A 17,004-nucleotide genomic window follows, 5' to 3' on the forward strand; every position below is an offset into this window, starting at 1 on the left:
ATAGCTTGTCGTTTTTTCATGATCCTTTTTGACATGCTCGCTCTTATTGTGTGTTTCGGGGTTTACCTTCCCTAGCCTTCCCGCCACACTTTAGATTATGGGTTGATTATCCAGACTATTAACCGACGAGCCTCAAGGAGTCCGTATGGATGTCGAACTGTTAGAAATACGCCAGCATATGGGCCGGTTTCCCCCTTTTGATGGGCTGTCGGATGATCTTCTCGATGCCATTGCCGAGCAGGTGGAAGTGAGCTACTTCAAAACCGGCAGCACTATTTTAGCGCTAAACGATACCCTCAATGATCTCTGTTATATCCGCAGTGGTGCGGTTGAGGTCTACCGCAGCCAGGGTGAGCTATATAACCGTTTAGGTGAAGGCGATATTTTCGGCCATTTTAGCCTGCTGCGAAATCATAAAGTGCGTCTTCCTGCGAAGGCGATTGAAGATACCTTGCTCTACTTTATCCCTAAGGTGGTCTTCCAAAAGCTTTGTGATGAGGATGAGCATTTCGCCGATTTTGTCGAGCTGGAGCGACCACGGCTAGAGAGCGCCGCCGAGCAGCAAAAGAAATCCAATGACATGATGGTTACGCGGATACGTAAACTGCTAACTCGCTACCCGGTGATGGTGGAAACGTCTACCAGCGTTCAGCACGCCGCGCAGCAGATGAGTGAAGCTCAAGCCTCTGCGCTGCTGGTAATAAAAGAGGGTAGTGACAACCCGCGCTACAGTTTTAAGGATAGCGAAGGCCAGACTTGGCAGATGTGCGGAATTTTAACCGACAGTGATTTTCGTACCCGGGTGGTGGCCGAGGGGCTATCGCCGCAAACCTCGGTCGGCGAGGTGGTCTCCTCGCGGCTCATTACCGTTCAATCAGATGCGTCTGTTTATGAAGCCATGTTGACAATGCTGCGCAGTAACGTGCATCACCTTCCCGTGCTCTATCGTCAGCGCCCGGTGGGTGTGGTGCACCTCTCGGATATTATCCGCTATGAGACCCATAGCGGCCTTTATTTGGTCAGCAATATCTTTAATCAGTCGAGCGCCCAGGGCCTGGCGCGCTTAGCGCCTGATGTACGCGCCGCCTTTGTACGCATGGTACAAGAGGGCGCTAACTCGCAGATGGTGGGTAGCGCGCTCTCTACCATCGGGCGCAGTTTTACGCGCCGGTTGCTGGAAATGGCTGAAGTAGAACTCGGCCCGCCACCGGTGCCCTACTGTTTTATGGTCAATGGCTCCATGGCGCGCAATGAGCAGAGCATTGTCACTGATCAGGATAACGCGCTGATTCTCTCCGACGAGTTTGATCCTCAGCTGCACGATGAGTATTTTTATGCCTTGGCAAAAATCGTTAGCGATGGCTTGGACGCCTGCGGCTATACCTACTGCAAAGGGGATGTGATGGCGACCAATGCTCAATGGCGCCAGCCGCTCAGCGTTTGGAAGGGCTATTTCCAGGATTGGATGGCCAATCCCACGCCTGAACGGCTGCTGCACAGCTCGATTTTCTTTGACCTGGATAGTTGCTACGGCGAAGACCTCTATGTCGAAACGCTGCAAGATTTGATTGCCGAGACGGCGCCAAAATCACCGCTGTTTTTAGCCGCCATGGCGCGTAATGCCTTAAACCGTACGCCGCCGCTGGGGTTTTTCCGCACCTTTGTGATGGAACAAGATGGCAAGCACAACAACTCCATCAATTTAAAACGCCGCGGTACGGCGCCAATGGTGGATTTGGTGCGTATTCACGCCTTGGCCTGCGGCTCCAAAGCGCAAAACTCCTTCCAGCGCTTAAATGACATCAGCAAGACTCAGCTCTTGGCGAATGGTATGAGCGACAAGCTTAACTATGCCTTTGAGTTCTTATGTATGTCGCGGATTCGCCATCAAATGATTGACCTGCAAGAGGATCGCCTGCCGGATAACAATATCGAGCCTGAAAACGTTGCGGATAGTGAACGGCATACCCTCAAAGACGCTTTCCAGGTGTTGAGCAACGCGCAAAAATTTCTCAAATTCCGCTATCCCATGCCCGCTCAGCGGCAGGGGCGTTAAGATGTTTGGTATACGCCCACGTCAAAAAATTACCCAGGCCGACTGGCAGGGCTATATGGCCCAGCGGGCGCAGCAGGCGGGTAATCCTGCGCTTCAGCAGTTTTTTAGCACCTCGTTACCAGATCCGGAAACGCCCATTTCTGAGGTGCCCATGGTGGCGCTGGATATGGAAACCACCGGGCTGGATGAGCGGCGACACGCAATTGTCAGTATTGGCGTCGTACCCTTCACGTTAAGCCGTATCAAGTTGGCCGAGCGGCGCTATTGGGTCGTTAAGCCGCCCAGGCCACTTGATGAAGCCTCGATTGCTTTCCACCATATTACCCACTCGGAGATCGCCCAGGCACCGGATCTAGAGGAAATCCTTGATGAGCTGCTGGCCCAGTTAGCGGGACGATTGGTGGTCGTGCATTTTCGTAATATCGAACGACCCTTTTTAGATGCAGCGGTTAAAGCCCGTCGTAAGGAAGGGGTGTTGTTTCCGATGATTGATACCATGTCGCTGGAAGCGCGGCTGCACCGCCAAACGCTATGGGCACGTTTTCGCCGTTGGCTTGGCCGCCCACCGGTTTCCATCCGCCTGCATGCTAGCCGTGAACGCTACGGCTTGCCCGCTTATCAAGGGCATCACGCCTTGGTGGATGCGTTGGCGACCGCAGAGCTTTTGCAGGCGCAAATTGCCACCCACTATCGGCCTGACACACCGTTAAAAAATATGTGGTGTTAACTATCAACATACCAACAAAAAACGGGCAACCCAGTGGGTTGCCCGTTTTACTTACTCGCTAGGTTTAAACCAGAAGATCGGTTTAAAACAGCGTTAGACCGCTTTGGGTTCGCTCATCAATCCTTTGATGATGGCATAGCAGGCCACCAGCAATATGATGGTGAACGGGAAGCCGGTGGAGACGGCCATGGTTTGCAGCGCGGTCAAGCCACCACCGAGCAGCAGGGCAATAGCAATCGCGCCTTCAATGATCGCCCAGAACACACGCTGTGGCGTCGGTGCATCGACCTTGCCGCCCGCGGTAATCGAGTCGATGACCAGCGAGCCGGAGTCAGAAGAGGTGACGAAGAACACGATGACCAACACAATGGCGACGAATGAGGTGATTTGTGACAGCGGTAGCTGCTCTAACATAACGAATAGCTGCAGATCGACACCCGCATCACGTACGGCTTCGATGCCCTGACTCACATATTGGTCGATCGCTGTGCCACCAAAGGTGGTCATCCATAGTACTGATACTGTGGATGGAACCAGCATGACCGAGACCAGAAATTCACGCACTGTGCGGCCACGGGAAACCCGCGCGATAAACATACCGACGTACGGAGACCAGGAGATCCACCAGGCCCAATAGAAGGCTGTCCAGCCCTGGCTAAAGTTGGCGTCTTCACGGCCAAAGGGATTCGATAGCGCAGGTAGATGAACCGCATAGTTCCACAGGTTTTCAAAGAAGCCTGTGACAATCATCAAGGTAGGGCCAACCGCAATAACGAAGAACAGCAGTATTGCAGCAAGAACAATATTGATTTTGGAGAGCAGTTGTACGCCCTTATCAACGCCCGCAATGATTGAGCAAATGGCAATCATCGTAATGCCGATGATCAACAGGATCATGGTGATATCACTTTCCGGCGCGCCAAACAGGTAAGTCAAGCCCGCTGCAGCCTGGGTGGCACCTAGCCCTAGAGAGGTCGCCAAACCAAACAGCGTGGCAAATACCGCCAGGATATCGATCACATGACCCGGCCAGCCCCAAACACGTTCACCCAAAATCGGGTAGAACACCGAACGCATGGAGAGCGGCAAGCCCTTATTGAACGAGAACAACGCTAGCGAAAGCGCCACTACGGCGTAAATCGCCCAGGGGTGAAGGCCCCAGTGGAAGATAGTGGCGGCCATAGCTAACGCTTCAGCACCAGCAGCATTGCCTTCCGCGCCGCCTAACGGTGCCCAACTGCCGCCGTCAAATGAAGTGCCAAAGTGAGTCAGCGGTTCATTGACACCGAAGAACATCAAGCCAATGCCCATACCCGCGGCAAACAGCATTGAGAACCAACCCATATAGGTAAAGTCAGGTTTGGCATCGGCGCCACCAATGCGGATTTTACCTAATGGGGAGAAGATCAGGCCAATACATAAAATAACGAATATATTCGCCGCTAGGATAAAGAACCAGGCTAGATTGCCGGTCAGAAAACTGAAAATGGAGTCGTATATAGGCGCAATCGTATCTTGCAGCGCCAGGGTTAGCACCACAAACAGCAGCACGACGATTGCTGAAATGCTAAATACCTTGCCGTGCAGGTCAAGATTGAGACCCATGGTGTTGGTGGTGATGTTGTCTTGGCCGATGACATAATCGGTATCAATCAGATTCGCCGGGCCATCTGGAGCAGGGATGCCCTCAGAGACTGGCTCTTCAGGGGGACGTTTATCGTCGTGGTTATCCACAGGTGCCTCTCTTTTTTAATAGCAGTATGCTGAACAGATACATGCCGATCAAGGGTATCGTTATAACGACAACAGAGGGCCGAAGCCCCCCGTTGTACTGCCTACATGGATCGATTAGCTATTGAGCCACTGCTCAACGACGTCCTGATTATCTTCAACCCACTGTTTTGCGTTCTCATAGGGGTCGCTGCCATCTTCCTGATTCATCAGCATGACTTCGCCCATCTGCTCAGGCGTCCACTCGAAAGCGTCGAGAATGGCATAGGCTCCGGGCATATCATCTTCCAGGCCTTCACGAACCGCGGTATGGATCTGCTCGGCACCACCATAAACGTTTTCAGGATCGTCTAGATATTTCAGATCAAAACGGGCAAACATCCAGTGGGGCGTCCAGCCGGTAACAACGACATCTTCTTCGTTATTAATCGCGCTGGATAGTGCGGCCGTCATGGTAGCACCGCTACCGCTGCGCAGCGCCAGCTCAAGGTCATAGGTATCCACAACCTCTTCAGTGAGGCTCATCAAGCCTGCACCGGGGTCAATACCGATGATCTCGCCATTAAAGCTGTCGGCGTTATCGTTAAGGTCAGCAATGGAGTCGACATCAGTGTATTCAGGTACCACGAGACCCAGCTTGGTGCCGTCCAGGTTGGGGCCAAGGTCTTCAATGCTATCACCCAGGCGTTCCATATAATCGGCGTGAGTGGTCGGCAACCAAGCAGCAACGATGGCATCCGCATCACCAGTCGAGAGCGCTTGGAACATGGCCGCTGCTGAGAGTGACGTTAGGTCAACTTCATAGCCTGCTTGCTCCAGTACCGCGGCAACCACGTTAGTAGAGGCCACTTCGGAAGACCACTCCACATAGGCCAGGTTAACCGTGCCTTTCTCTTCTTCAGCTTGCGCCGCGCTGCTGACGGCCACACCGGCACCTGCTAACAGTGCTAGTGAAGCAAGACGGATACGGAGGTTCAATGTGCGATGTTTCATTCACTTTCTCCCTTGGGTATAAATTTTAATGTGGTCAATACTTGCTGCTCTATACAGCATGAATAGCCAGAAGCGACTTGGCAAGCGCGTGGCTCAACGCAGGCGCTTCTGCTGCTTTGCTTTATTTGCGCGTTTTGCGCAGCGACTGTGTTAAGCGGTCAAGCAGCATGGCTAGAATAACCACTGCGATGCCTGCTTCAAAGCCGTCGCCAGGGCGCAAGCGTTGAATAGCGCGCCACACTTCGCTGCCCAAACCATCGGCACCAATCATGGCGGCAATGACCACCATGGAGAGGGCGAGCATAATCGTCTGGTTGATACCCGCCATTACCGTAGGCAGTGATAGCGGTAGTTGCACTTTGAATAGCTTTTGGCCACGGGTGGCGCCGTAGGCATCAGCGGCTTCGATCAGCTCCACCGGTACTTGACGAATGCCCAGCGTGGTAAAGCGAATGGCCGGAGGCATCGAGAAGATCACCGTAGCAAAAATCGCGGAGACCGAGCCGATCCCAAAAAACGGAATCGCCGGAATCAAATAGACGAATGCGGGCATGGTCTGCATAAAGTCGAGAATTGGCATAATGACCCGGTAGAGCCGAGTAGACAGCGCCGCCGCAATGCCGACAGGTAGCGCGATAACGACCGCCACCAGGGTGGCAAACACCACCAGCGTGAGCGTTTCTATCATGGGCTCCCATAGGCCCAGGTTCCAAATCAATGCTAAGCCCGCGATGGCACCAATGGCTAAGCGTACCCCGCCTAACCGCCAGCATAGCAGCGCAATAAGGCCCAACAGCGCCCATTCAGGTAACCAAAAAAGGGCGTTGTTTAAAATATCAATGCCGGTTTGGGTGAAGCGCGATATACCGCGGGTGACCATAGAGTATTCGCTGGTCAACCAAGTCAGGCCGCTTTCAATCCAATCACCTAGCGGAATGCGTGGGATCTCCATTATTGCTCTCCTGCTCGTGCCAGTTCGTCAAGTACTGCGCCTTTAACCACCACGCCAAGCAACTGCTCCTGCTTATCAATAACGGCGATAGGGAAGCTCTTTTCGCTAAACATGGCGAACAGATTATGCAGTGGCTCATCCATGGGGACTTTGCGGAAATCCTGGGTTAAGTAGGGGATGATCGAGTCGGCACCCTCTTCAATGGCCTTGCTGGCGGCATCGGCCTCAAGTAGGCCGAGCAGGCGGCGGTCGCGGTCAACCACATAGATAGAGTCGATAGCGTGGTCGCGCATGCGGTGAAGCGCCGTACGTGGCCCATCGCTTTCGCGGGCAGTGGTGCGTAATGGGCGCATGGCGCTTTCGGCGGTCAGAATGCGTGACCGATCAACTCCTTCGATAAACCGCCGCACGTAATCATCGGCAGGCTTCGTCAGAATCTCCTCTGGCGTGCCGATCTGTACCACTTCACCATCTTTTAGTAGCACGATGCGGTCGCCAATATTAAGCGCCTCATCTAGATCATGGGTGATGAAGACGGTGGTTTTTTGCATTTTCGACTGCAGTTGTAAAAGCTCTTGCTGCATATCTTTGCGAATCAGTGGGTCGAGCGCGGAGAAAGCCTCATCCATTAACAGTACAGTGGCATCGTTTGCCAGAGCGCGGGCCAAGCCAACGCGCTGCTGCATGCCGCCGGAAAGCTGGTTGGGATAGGCGTCTTCCCATCCTTCCAGGCCTACTTGCTTGAGTGAATCATGAGCAATTTTGTGACGCTCTGCTTTGTCTACGCCGCGAATTTCCAAACCGAACTCGGCATTTTGCTGCACAGTGCGGTGGGGAAATAGCGCGAAGTTTTGAAACACCATAGAGAAGTGGCGGCGGCGACACTCCAGTAGCGCTTTTTCCTTTAGCGCTGGAATGTTTTCACCGTCGATAATGATCTCACCTTCGGTGGTCTCAATCAGACGGTTTAGGCAGCGGATCAAGGTCGATTTGCCCGAACCCGATAGCCCCATGATGACTAATAATTCGCCTTCATAGACATCAAACGAAATATTGGATAGCCCCAGCGTTTGGCCAGTTTTCTCCAGAATTTCGGGGCGTTTCATTCCCTGGTTACGAAGCTCAATGGCTTTTTCTGGTTGCTTGCCAAAGACTTTACTTAATCCACGTACTTTAATTTTGACCGGTCGTGTTTCGTCCATCGGCGATGCCTTTATGTTGAGCAGAATAAGTTGAGCAGAATGGGCGTGTGCCGTTGCTACGCCATTCATAAAGAAATAAGAGATTGAATCGGATAATTTATTAAAAATTATTATACATAGGTAAGCGCGGTGTGTCACAACGGCTCGCTCAACGGGGAAATTAACGCTACATGTGTCATTTTTTACCCACCCTGGGTGGTTTGATACATGCTCATAGCGGCACGCTTTGTTTTTTATAATAATATGATTTTATTTGGTTTTTTTATTTTTATTAGTTTTTGGCACGTAAAGTGAATAGCCTATGTGTAGGCAACATTTTATATACAGAAACTTAGTTTGCGATTATCCAGTTAGATGACCAGGAAAAATCGGTGTTAGTAATGGAGGTGGGTATTATGGACAAGCAACATGACCACATTGAGAGTAAGCAAATTTCCAATCGCCCACGCTGGATAACACTGTGCATGATGGCGACGGCCGCAAGTGTTCTTGTACTCGCTGGTTGCGGCGACAACGAAGAGACTGCGCCGCCTGCAGAAGAAGCTGCGCCGCTAGAGCAAGACGCCACCAGCCAGCCTGAATCAGGCATGAGTGAAGAGCCTGCGATGGAGCAAGATCCTGGTCTGGGAGAAGAACCGGCTGCAGAAGGCAGTATGTCTAATGGGTCTACGACTGAAAGTACGCTGCCCGAAGACACAATGGATGAGCCTGCAGAAGGCACCATGAACCCTGATGAGGATGAGCCAGGTTTTGGTGAAGGCACCGATCCTATGCCTGGTGCTGAAGATGATGAAAATTCAACCAGTAATTAATTAGTTGATTGTTTTTAAGTGCTTGTTTTAAGGAGTTTTTAAGTAATTCTCTGAGTAAGTGTACCGCTCCCTACGATGGTAAATCGCCTCAGCTGTTTGTTCCCTGCGGCTGCTCCACACGGTTTACCATCCTTTCCACCCCCGCGCCAGCGGGGGTTTTTTTTGGCTGAGCGTTAGGCTGTGCCGCTTCACGGTTTATAGCTAGAGCCGTGGCAGCGGTTACTCTTCGCTGTCTTCTAAGCGACGATAGAGCGTCCTGCGGGCAATGCCTAGCACCTCAGCGGTGCGCCGCTTATTGCCGCCGGTTGCTTCTAATACCTTGTTAATATAGCGCTTTTCGACTTCCTCTAGGCTGGGCCAGCGGATCGGTGGGGGCGATGGTATTTGGCCTCCAGCCAATACTTCGCCGCGCACTGCAGGCACTAAAGGGGTACCCGCTTCTACCGTTGATTGTTCGCGCAGCCGTTCGGGTAAGTCTTTATGGCTGAGTGAACCATCTTCGCTCAGAGTAACCGCCCGCATAATGGCATTTTCCAGTTCGCGAACGTTACCGGGATAGGCGTAGTTGAGCAGGTTGTTGAGTGCTTCCGGCTCGATTTGCTCTATCTGTTTACCCTGTGCCTCTGAGTGCTTATCGATAAGGGCAAATACAAGGTGCTCGATATCGGTACCGCGCTCGCGGAGAGGGGGGATACGTAGCGAGAACGTCTCTAAACGGTAGAACAAATCACTGCGAAAGTTTTCCTGCTCGATCTCTTTCTCCAGGTTACGGTGGGTTGCCGCAATAATGCGCACATCCACCGGCTCTTCGCGTTCGCCACCCACTGGTCGAACGGTTCGCTCCTGCAAAGCGCGCAGCAGTTTAGCCTGCAGATTAATCGGCATTTCACCAATTTCATCTAAAAACAGGCTGCCGCCCTGGGCGCTATGAAATAACCCTTTGCGCGCTTCGTTAGCACCGGTAAAGGCGCCTTTTACATGGCCGAAGAACTCGCTTTCCATCAAATCCGCGGGAATGCTGGCACAGTTTACCGGTACGAATGGCTGGTCATTGCGTGGGCTTTCCTGATGAATGGCGCGGGCAAGTAGCTCTTTACCGGTACCGCTCTCACCTAAAATCAGGATAGGGGCATCACTTTTGGCAAGGCGGGAAGCGTCATGAAACAGCGTCTGCATGACCTGGCTTTTACCTACGATACCGTGGAAGTGGCTGATATCAGCGTCGTGGGAGACCGCCAAGCGTTGACGTTCCAGTACGCGAAATACCGCATCACGGATAGCATCAAGGTCTAGCGGCTTGGTTAAAAAGTCGTCAGCGCCAAGTTTTAGTGCCTCGACCGCCTGGTCGATGGTGCCGAACGCGGTAATCACAATAATGCCCAGTTCGCTGCCTGCTTGGCGTAGCTGCTGGAGTAGCTGAATGCCGGTCATACCCGGCAAGCGCACATCGGTAATCACCAGTGAGACGGTGGAGTGGCTGAGTAAGGCGATCGCCTCTTCAGCGCTAGGTACGCCGAGCGTTGTATAGCCTGCATCCTGCAGTTCTTCTTCTAGTAACTCACGTATAGCGGCGTCATCTTCCACCAACAACAAAGGTAAAAGGGGGTCCTGTTGGGTCACAAACGTTGTCCTCACGCGGATGCGGTTTCACTAATAGGTAGCGTAATCTCAAATCCAGCGCCGCCAAGGGCGCTGTTAAACACGCCGATCGTACCGCCGTGGTCGTTAATAATGCGATGTACCATAGAGAGTCCCAAACCGCTGCCTTGGCCGACCGGTTTGGTGGTGAAAAATGGGTCGAACACTTTATGGTGATGGGCGGTGGGAATCCCCGGGCCATCATCTTCCACCCACAATATCAATTCGTGTTCCTGCTGCTGGGCGTGCACCCAAATGTGGCTTACTTCAGGGGCCTGCGCTGCGTTGCGCAGCAAATTGGTCAGCACCTGCACTATTTGTTGGCCGTTGGCGAGTAAGTTGGGTGTCGGCGACGGTAATTCAATGTCTAAACGAATATTGCGTGGCTCTAGCTCGTCTTCAACCAAACCACTGGCACTCATAATAAGCTGATCAAGCGCCAGTTCGCCTTTCTCTACGTTATGTTGACGGCCTAATTCCATCAATTGGCGCACAATTTCGACAATGCGCTCCACTTCGCCACGAATGCGCCCCAATCGTGCGCGTTCGTCGTCGCCAATCACATCGCGCCGAGCCAGACGCTGAGCCTGACCGTTAATTACCGTTAGCGGCGCGCCTATCTCGTGAGCAACCCCCGCCGCCAGCACGCCCAATTCAGCCAGTTTCTTCGATTTCCTCAGGCGCTTTTCAAGCTCAATTTCGCGCCGCTGGCGATTCTCGATCTCGTGGTCTTTTTCGGTCATCGCATCCAGCATGCCATTCAAACCAGAGGCAAGGTGGCGGTATTCAATAGGGCCGTCTTCGGTGGCGCGTTGGCTGCGATCACCTTTTTCAACTAACTGCATCACGTGCAGCAACCGGTTTAGCGGGCGCTCAATATGGCGGCGAAATCCCCACCAGATACTAAACACAATCCCGGCCGCACCAATCACAAACACCAATACAGCCACAATACTGATAAAACCCGCGTAGGTCTCAATCCCTGTATTTAGTCGATTAACCTGCAGTACGCCGTACACAGTGCCATCCTGCGAGCGCAAGGGTGTCAACGCAGAGTAGTAATTCCAGCCTTCGTGTTGTCGGTAATTACTATATAAGTCATCGCGTTCAATGACTTGCTGGATCTCTTCGCGGCTGAAAATATCTTTGCCAAGGCCTAGCCCATAAATATCGCGACCCTGGGTATCGAATACATAAGCGCCATAAATGCGATGGAAGGAGAACGCCGACTGCAGCGCTTCTTCAAGCGGTGTGCTGCTATCCGGCGTAACCGCGTAGCTGAGTGAAGAGCTCAGGGTGCGGGTAATAATCTCAACTTCCGTTTGTAGCTTTGAGCGGACGTTATCTTCAAGCGACTTGATCGCTACTAAGCTAAATACCACCAGGATGATAAACAGCGGCACAATGACCGTTAAAATAATCAAATTGCGTAATCGCATGGGGCATCCATGGTGGCATTAAGACGTTTGAGTATCAGCGAGTGAACAGGGGGCTGCTAATCGGTTGGCGCTAGGCGATACAAGCCACCCTGAGGGGCGTCAGTGAGCAGGTAAATAGCATCATCAGGGCCTTGGCGAACATCCCGAATCCGGCCTACTTCGCCTTGTAAAATAAGCTCTTCTTCTGCTACGCGGCCCTCTTCTAAGCGCAGACGCAGCAGCTTTTCGCTACCTAACCCACCGGCCAGCAGATTGCCTTGCCATTCGCCGAAAGCGTTGCTAGTCACTTCAGCAAGCCCGGCAGGCGCAAAGCGGCCTTCAAAGACATATACCGGGTCAACCATCCCAGGCAGTGAGTCTTCACCAATCGGCTCATTGGTCGCGTAGTCATTGCCCTGGCTGACGTTAGGCCAGCCATAATTATTGCCTGCTTCGATATGGTTTAGTTCGTCGCCAGTACGTGGGCCATGCTCTGATGCCCAGGCTTCGCCGTTACTGAGCACGGTCATGCCTTGAATGTTGCGATTACCCATGGAATAAATTTCATCCAGTGTGCTGTCATCGCCAACGAAAGGGTTGTCATCAGGAACGTCGCCAGTAGCGGTAAGGCGCAGGGTAGAACCTGCATGGTCATCGCTGGCCTGGGCGCGGGGTGGTTCACTGCCGCGGTCACCAATACTCATGAGTAGCGTGCCGTCGGGCAGCCACGCCAACCGTGAGCCGTAGTGGCGGCCAGGCCCAGAGGCGCGATCCTGCTCGAATAAGTGTTCGACCTCGCCCAGCTCATCGCCCTGCCATTTTACCCGTGTTAGCGCTGAACGGCTGTTATTACCATCGGGCTTGCTCCAGGTGAAGTAGATCCAATCGTTGTCGCCTCCGCCGTTTCCCCCTTCAAAATCGGGGTGCAACACTACGTCTAATAGGCCGCCCTGGCCCCGAGTGCTCACTTCCGGCATGCCTTCCAGTGTACTGGTTTCACCGCTTTCTGGATCGACAAGTTTCAGCTGCCCGCTGCGCTCGCTCACCAAGTAGCGTCCATCGGGTAGAAATGCCACCGCCCAAGGGTGTTCAAAACCCTCAGCAACACGCTCAATAGAAAGCGTTAGATGGTCAGTTTCCAGCGACTCTTGAATGACTTCCGCATTTGCGGTGTTAAAAGCGCTCGCCAGCACTAGCCCACTGATCCCCGCCAAAACCGCAGGGGCTCGTCGGCGGTGAGTAGGGTTACCCTTGTTAATAGACAGCATAGCGTGCCCTCTGGTGATATTAATCGTTGGCATCCTTGCCCGTAGTCTAGCAGTGACTCTTTAACCACGTTGGGGTTCCACTACTATATAAACAGGGCAAGCAGCTACATGAGCAGGGCAAGTAGCACGGGCAGATAGAACAGCGCTAACAGCGTAGAGCAGAAGACCAAACTGGCGACATAGACGGGTTCGCGCTGGGCGCGCTGGGCAAAGAGATAGTTGAAGACCGCCACCGGCATGCACATCTGCACTACTAAAATGCTTTGGGCCAGTGGCGGCAGGCCCACCCAGCCCGCGATCAACCAGGCGACAACGGCGGCGAGGGGCACGCGCACTAGACTAAACCCGAGCCCTGAACGTAGGTTCTTCACCTGAATGCTGGCCAGGGATACGCCCAGGGTAATCAGCATCAGCGGTACCGTGAACCCCGACATTAAGTCCACCGTATTCGCCAGCCAGGGCGGCAGGGAAGTGCCCGTCAGCAGTAGCGCCATGGAAATCGCAATGGCGTACACCGTAGGCGTTTTGGCAAGGGTTTTAAGCGGGTTGCCTTGGCTATTAAGCACAGCGCCTAGGGTGAACTGAAAAAGCGAGACGGTCACCATCACGGTGATGCCGTAGGCAAACCCGGCACTACCAAAGGCGTAAAGCACCACGGGTAAGCCCATGTTGCCGGTGTTGGGGTACATCATGGGCGCAAGCAGTACCCGCCAACTGCGGCGCAGCAGTTTTGCCACGCCAAAGGTCGCCGCCCCCATGGTGAGAATGACCAGCGCGGCGGCTAGCATCGTCTGGCCAAAGGTGGTGGCATCAATATCAGCACCCGCCAGGGAGGCCAATACCAGCGAAGGTGTGCCAATGTTAAACACCAGCCGGGTAACAAAGTCGACCGGGTAGGGATGGCCTAGGCGTACCCACAAGTAGCCGAGCCCTGCACCCGCCAGCACGGGCGCCATGACAGCAAAGAGTTCGGCGAGCATTTACAGTCCTTGGCTAATCGGTAGCCGCCTATTGTCGTTAATAAGCGGGCTAACTGGCAAGGTAAACACTCGAATTAACTTACACCGTCGCGGCTGACGTGCGCCACGGTGCGGGCACTTGGCTACGTAAAAACTCTAACAGCGCGTGGGTACGGCGGGTCTGGTGACCATAGGCGTAGAGCAGCGTAATCGGTAGAGGCACCGGTTCCCAGCCGGGCAAGCAGTTAATCAGCTCGCCCGGATGATGCTGCTCGCGCTTGGCGGTTAACCAGTGGGAAAGCAAGCCTATGCCCTGGCTGCGCGCAATGGCGTCAATGTGCAGAGTGGTGATATCTACTCGCAGCCGTGAACGGGGTGGATTAAAAGTGTACTGGCCAAGTTCTGGGTGAGTGAGCAACAGCCCATCAGGGGAAGTGCCCAGCAGATCGATCCAAGCGTGTTGGTTCAACTCATCCGGATGGTGTGGCGCGCCAGCAGAGGCCAAATAGCGAGGGCTAGCATACAGTCCGCGGCTTAAGTGGCCCAGGCGCTCCTGGTTTAGCCCGCACTCGTGAGTCGGCCCAAGCCAGACATGCACGCTGTTACTGTGCATTTTAGTGGGCGGCGTTTCCCTAGTGTGTAGCGTTAGCTCTACCTTAGGGTGGCGATTTAAGAACGCATCAATGGCACTGGCTAACCAGCTGCGCGCCAGGGCACCGTGCACTTCAAGGGTAATTTCACCGCTAATCTCCTCACGCAGTTCTGCCAGTGCCTCCTGGCTATGCGCCGCCATCGCTAAAAGCTCGGTGCAATAGTTGTGAAACAGCAGCCCCGCTTCGGTGGGAATTAAGCGGTTTGCCTGACGACGCAGCAGCGGCTGGTTAAGCCGGGCTTCAAGCTGGCTGATGCGGCGGCTAAGGGTCGATTTGGCTAATCCGAGCTTTTGCGCACTGCGTGTCAAACTACCCGTGGTCATCACATCGGCAAAGGCGGTCAGTTCGTCAAAGTCATACATGGTCAGGCCCACGGGAAAAGGGTGAACGCTGATTGTGCCATTTTTCGGTGCGAATAGAAATAATAGGCATTTGTGTTCCGGTATGCTGAACGTACCGTCTCACCCCAGTGTGCAAATAGTGTGTAAAAATATTAATGCTAATAATTCGCATTTAATAGAGCGAATGCTTATCCACATTGCTCACACACTTCTCAAACACTATGAAGGACGAAGTTATGTCTCCCTGTTTGCGCCGTACGCTGCTGGCCAGCGCTATCTCTTCGCTTGCCAGTAGTGCTCTTTGGGCACAAGACGCGCCCCGCTTAGACGATATGGTGGTAACCGCGTCAGGTTTTGAACAGCAGATTACCAATGCTCCCGCGTCTATCAGCGTGGTTTCCCGCGAAGAGTTGGAACAAGGCCACTATCAGAGTGTTACCGATGCGCTGCGCGATGTGCCCGGTGTGATTGTCACCGGCGGCGGGAGAGGGGATAACGGCCAGGATATCTCTATTCGCGGCATGCCCTCCCAGTACACCCTGATATTGGTCGATGGGCGCCCGCAGAATTCCCGCGAGTCTCGCCCTAATGGCGATGCAGGTTTTGAGCAAGACTGGCTACCGCCGTTACAGGCTATTGAGCGTATTGAAGTAGTGCGCGGCCCCATGTCGACGCTCTACGGCTCTGACGCCATTGGCGGGGTCATCAATGTGATAACCCGCAAGGTGGCTCAGCAGTGGCACGGCAATGTGCAACTCGACACCGTGCTCCAGGAAGACAGTGACTCAGGCGATAGCCGTCAGGCTAACTTTTATCTCAGCGGCCCGCTGGTAGGCGACCGCTTAGGGCTTCAGCTCTATGGCCGCACCTCTCAGCGTGACGAAGACACTATTCTTAACGGCTACGAAGATAAAAGCCTGCAAAGTCTGACTGCGCGACTGAGCCTCGCGGCAACCGAGAATCACGACGTTACGTTTGAAGCGGGCATTACCGAGCAAGACCGCCAGTCGCTAATGGGTAAATCCGCGCCATCCGAGGGCTGTCGCGGCGGCTGTTCCGATAGCTTTAATGAGTTCACCCACCAGCATGTTGCGGTGACACACAGCGGGCGCTTCGACTGGGGCACCAGCGAAACCTACCTTCAGCGTGAAAGTAGCGAAAACAAATCACGGGATATTGAAATCACCAACACCACCGCCAAAACCAGCGCGGTCATTCCGCTAGGCATGCATATGCTGACGGTAGGTGCTAGCTACGAGGAGGAGTCGCTTGACGATAGTACGACGAACAAAATATCCGACCGCAAGGAAATTGAGAACAGCCAGTGGGCGCTATTTGTTGAAGATGAGTGGATGCTCACCGACGCCTGGGCACTGACTGGCGGTTTACGTATCGATGACGATGATAACTACGGCAGCCACCTCAGCCCACGCCTTTACAGCGTGTGGAGTATGACGCCTGACTGGACACTGAAAGGCGGCGTTTCGACCGGTTATCGGGCGCCCAACCTGCGCGAGATCACCCCCGACTGGGGGCAGGTCAGCCGCGGGGGCAATATCTACGGTAACCCTGATCTTGAGCCAGAGACCTCGCTCAATAAAGAACTGGCCCTGCTCTATGCCAACGACTCTGGCTTGAATGGCAGCGTCACGCTGTTCCATAACGACTTTGACGATAAAATTACCCGCATCGCTTGTCCCATCGATATCTGTACGGATGGCGCGAACGATTATGGTAGCGATCCTACCTATCGCGTAAACGTTGATGAAGCGGTGACTCAGGGCGTAGAAGCGAGTGTGGCTGCGCCGTTAACCGATACCGTTGAGCTAACGGCCAGCTACACCTATACCGATAGCGAGCAAAAAAGCGGTGAGTATGCAGGCGAGCCGTTAACACAGCTGCCTAAGCACCAGGTATCCGCCTCGTTAGATTGGCAAGTCTCTGCCAAGTTGAGTCAATGGACAAAAGTCACTTACCGCGGCGAAGAGAGCCAACCGACTACCGGCCCTTCGAGCAGTGCCATTGTGGCTCCTTCCTACACCTTTGTAGATGCAGGCGTTGGCTACCAGTTGAACGAAAGTACTCAACTGAACGCGGGTATCTACAACCTGTTCGACGAAACGATCAACTATGACGAGTACGGCTATGTGGAAGATGGTCGTCGGGTTTGGTTAGGTCTTAATGTTGCCTTCTAAGCGCTAGTTGCCGGTTATAAAGGCACCACAGCAGCGGCTATCCAACGATAGCCGCTTTT

At 53.6% G+C, this 17,004-nt stretch carries 13 protein-coding genes; 4 read left to right on the top strand and 9 right to left on the bottom strand.

Features of this window, described 5'->3' with window-relative positions; genetic code table 11:
* The first annotated feature begins 145 nt into the window (after window positions 1-145).
* Window positions 146-2,056, top strand: a complete 1,911-nt coding sequence (locus tag ACT3UM_RS23615; RefSeq protein WP_498902441.1) for a DUF294 nucleotidyltransferase-like domain-containing protein — start codon at window positions 146-148, stop codon at window positions 2,054-2,056.
* Between the two features lies 1 nt (window position 2,057).
* Window positions 2,058-2,783, top strand: a complete 726-nt coding sequence (locus ACT3UM_RS23620) for a 3'-5' exonuclease (RefSeq protein ID WP_498902442.1) — start codon at window positions 2,058-2,060, stop codon at window positions 2,781-2,783.
* A gap of 93 nt (window positions 2,784-2,876) precedes the next feature.
* On the opposite strand, the gene ACT3UM_RS23625 is transcribed toward ACT3UM_RS23620, so the two are convergent.
* The 4 genes from ACT3UM_RS23625 to ACT3UM_RS23640 all read right to left on the bottom strand — a co-directional run bounded on the left by ACT3UM_RS23625 (window position 2,877) and on the right by ACT3UM_RS23640 (window position 7,661).
* Window positions 2,877-4,517: a BCCT family transporter gene (locus ACT3UM_RS23625; protein ID WP_498902443.1), complete on the bottom strand. Its 1,641-nt coding sequence runs from the start codon at window positions 4,515-4,517 to the stop codon at window positions 2,877-2,879.
* A gap of 114 nt (window positions 4,518-4,631) precedes the next feature.
* Window positions 4,632-5,507 carry a glycine betaine ABC transporter substrate-binding protein gene (locus tag ACT3UM_RS23630; protein WP_498902444.1) on the bottom strand — a complete coding sequence of 292 codons (876 nt, stop codon included), beginning with the start codon at window positions 5,505-5,507 and terminating at the stop codon, window positions 4,632-4,634.
* A gap of 121 nt (window positions 5,508-5,628) precedes the next feature.
* Window positions 5,629-6,459 (bottom strand): ABC transporter permease, encoded by an 831-nt coding sequence (locus tag ACT3UM_RS23635; RefSeq protein ID WP_498902445.1) that lies wholly within the window; start codon window positions 6,457-6,459, stop codon window positions 5,629-5,631.
* Entirely contained in the window at window positions 6,459-7,661 is a 1,203-nt protein-coding gene (locus ACT3UM_RS23640) for a quaternary amine ABC transporter ATP-binding protein (protein ID WP_498902446.1), read from the bottom strand. Before ACT3UM_RS23640 ends, ACT3UM_RS23635 begins: the two co-directional genes overlap by 1 nt.
* Before the next feature lie 395 nt (window positions 7,662-8,056).
* Here ACT3UM_RS23640 and ACT3UM_RS23645 point away from each other — a divergent pair, with 395 nt between their 5' ends.
* On the top strand, window positions 8,057-8,473 hold the full coding sequence (locus ACT3UM_RS23645; protein ID WP_498902447.1) for a hypothetical protein: 417 nt from the start codon (window positions 8,057-8,059) through the stop codon (window positions 8,471-8,473).
* Window positions 8,474-8,692: 219 nt separating this feature from the next.
* Here the strand turns inward: ACT3UM_RS23645 and ACT3UM_RS23650 are convergent, their stop codons facing one another.
* From ACT3UM_RS23650 to ACT3UM_RS23670, 5 genes are all read right to left on the bottom strand, one after another.
* Window positions 8,693-10,093: a sigma-54-dependent transcriptional regulator gene (locus tag ACT3UM_RS23650; RefSeq protein WP_498902448.1), complete on the bottom strand. Its 1,401-nt coding sequence runs from the start codon at window positions 10,091-10,093 to the stop codon at window positions 8,693-8,695.
* An 11-nt stretch (window positions 10,094-10,104) separates the two neighbouring features.
* Window positions 10,105-11,550 carry a sensor histidine kinase gene (locus tag ACT3UM_RS23655; protein ID WP_498902449.1) on the bottom strand — a complete coding sequence of 482 codons (1,446 nt, stop codon included), beginning with the start codon at window positions 11,548-11,550 and terminating at the stop codon, window positions 10,105-10,107.
* A gap of 56 nt (window positions 11,551-11,606) precedes the next feature.
* Complete coding sequence (locus tag ACT3UM_RS23660; protein ID WP_498902450.1) at window positions 11,607-12,797, bottom strand: PQQ-dependent sugar dehydrogenase; 1,191 nt, start codon at window positions 12,795-12,797, stop codon at window positions 11,607-11,609.
* Window positions 12,798-12,901: 104 nt separating this feature from the next.
* Window positions 12,902-13,777, bottom strand: coding sequence for an AEC family transporter (locus ACT3UM_RS23665; RefSeq protein ID WP_498902451.1), 876 nt, complete (start codon window positions 13,775-13,777; stop codon window positions 12,902-12,904).
* 79 nt (window positions 13,778-13,856) lie between these two features.
* Window positions 13,857-14,771: a LysR family transcriptional regulator gene (locus ACT3UM_RS23670; protein WP_498902452.1), complete on the bottom strand. Its 915-nt coding sequence runs from the start codon at window positions 14,769-14,771 to the stop codon at window positions 13,857-13,859.
* Between the two features lie 215 nt (window positions 14,772-14,986).
* Between ACT3UM_RS23670 and ACT3UM_RS23675 the strand changes: the two genes are divergently transcribed.
* On the top strand, window positions 14,987-16,945 hold the full coding sequence (locus tag ACT3UM_RS23675) for a ligand-gated channel protein (protein ID WP_498902453.1): 1,959 nt from the start codon (window positions 14,987-14,989) through the stop codon (window positions 16,943-16,945).
* The last annotated feature ends 59 nt before the right edge of the window (window positions 16,946-17,004 follow it).

The organism is Halomonas sp. AOP13-D3-9 (assembly GCF_052379125.1).
Taxonomy (GTDB): domain Bacteria; phylum Pseudomonadota; class Gammaproteobacteria; order Pseudomonadales; family Halomonadaceae; genus Vreelandella.

What these genes read in the sequence shown, in the direction of transcription:
- ACT3UM_RS23615 (WP_498902441.1), top strand. Translation starts at nt 146, where the DNA reads ATGGATGTCGAACTGTTAGAAATACGCCAGCATATGGGCCGGTTTCCC.
- ACT3UM_RS23620 (WP_498902442.1), top strand. Translation starts at nt 2,058, where the DNA reads ATGTTTGGTATACGCCCACGTCAAAAAATTACCCAGGCCGACTGGCAG.
- ACT3UM_RS23630 (WP_498902444.1), bottom strand. Translation starts at nt 5,507, where the DNA reads ATGAAACATCGCACATTGAACCTCCGTATCCGTCTTGCTTCACTAGCA.
- ACT3UM_RS23635 (WP_498902445.1), bottom strand. Translation starts at nt 6,459, where the DNA reads ATGGAGATCCCACGCATTCCGCTAGGTGATTGGATTGAAAGCGGCCTG.
- ACT3UM_RS23640 (WP_498902446.1), bottom strand. Translation starts at nt 7,661, where the DNA reads ATGGACGAAACACGACCGGTCAAAATTAAAGTACGTGGATTAAGTAAA.
- ACT3UM_RS23645 (WP_498902447.1), top strand. Translation starts at nt 8,057, where the DNA reads ATGGACAAGCAACATGACCACATTGAGAGTAAGCAAATTTCCAATCGC.
- ACT3UM_RS23655 (WP_498902449.1), bottom strand. Translation starts at nt 11,550, where the DNA reads ATGCGATTACGCAATTTGATTATTTTAACGGTCATTGTGCCGCTGTTT.
- ACT3UM_RS23660 (WP_498902450.1), bottom strand. Translation starts at nt 12,797, where the DNA reads ATGCTGTCTATTAACAAGGGTAACCCTACTCACCGCCGACGAGCCCCT.
- ACT3UM_RS23665 (WP_498902451.1), bottom strand. Translation starts at nt 13,777, where the DNA reads ATGCTCGCCGAACTCTTTGCTGTCATGGCGCCCGTGCTGGCGGGTGCA.
- ACT3UM_RS23670 (WP_498902452.1), bottom strand. Translation starts at nt 14,771, where the DNA reads ATGTATGACTTTGACGAACTGACCGCCTTTGCCGATGTGATGACCACG.
- ACT3UM_RS23675 (WP_498902453.1), top strand. Translation starts at nt 14,987, where the DNA reads ATGTCTCCCTGTTTGCGCCGTACGCTGCTGGCCAGCGCTATCTCTTCG.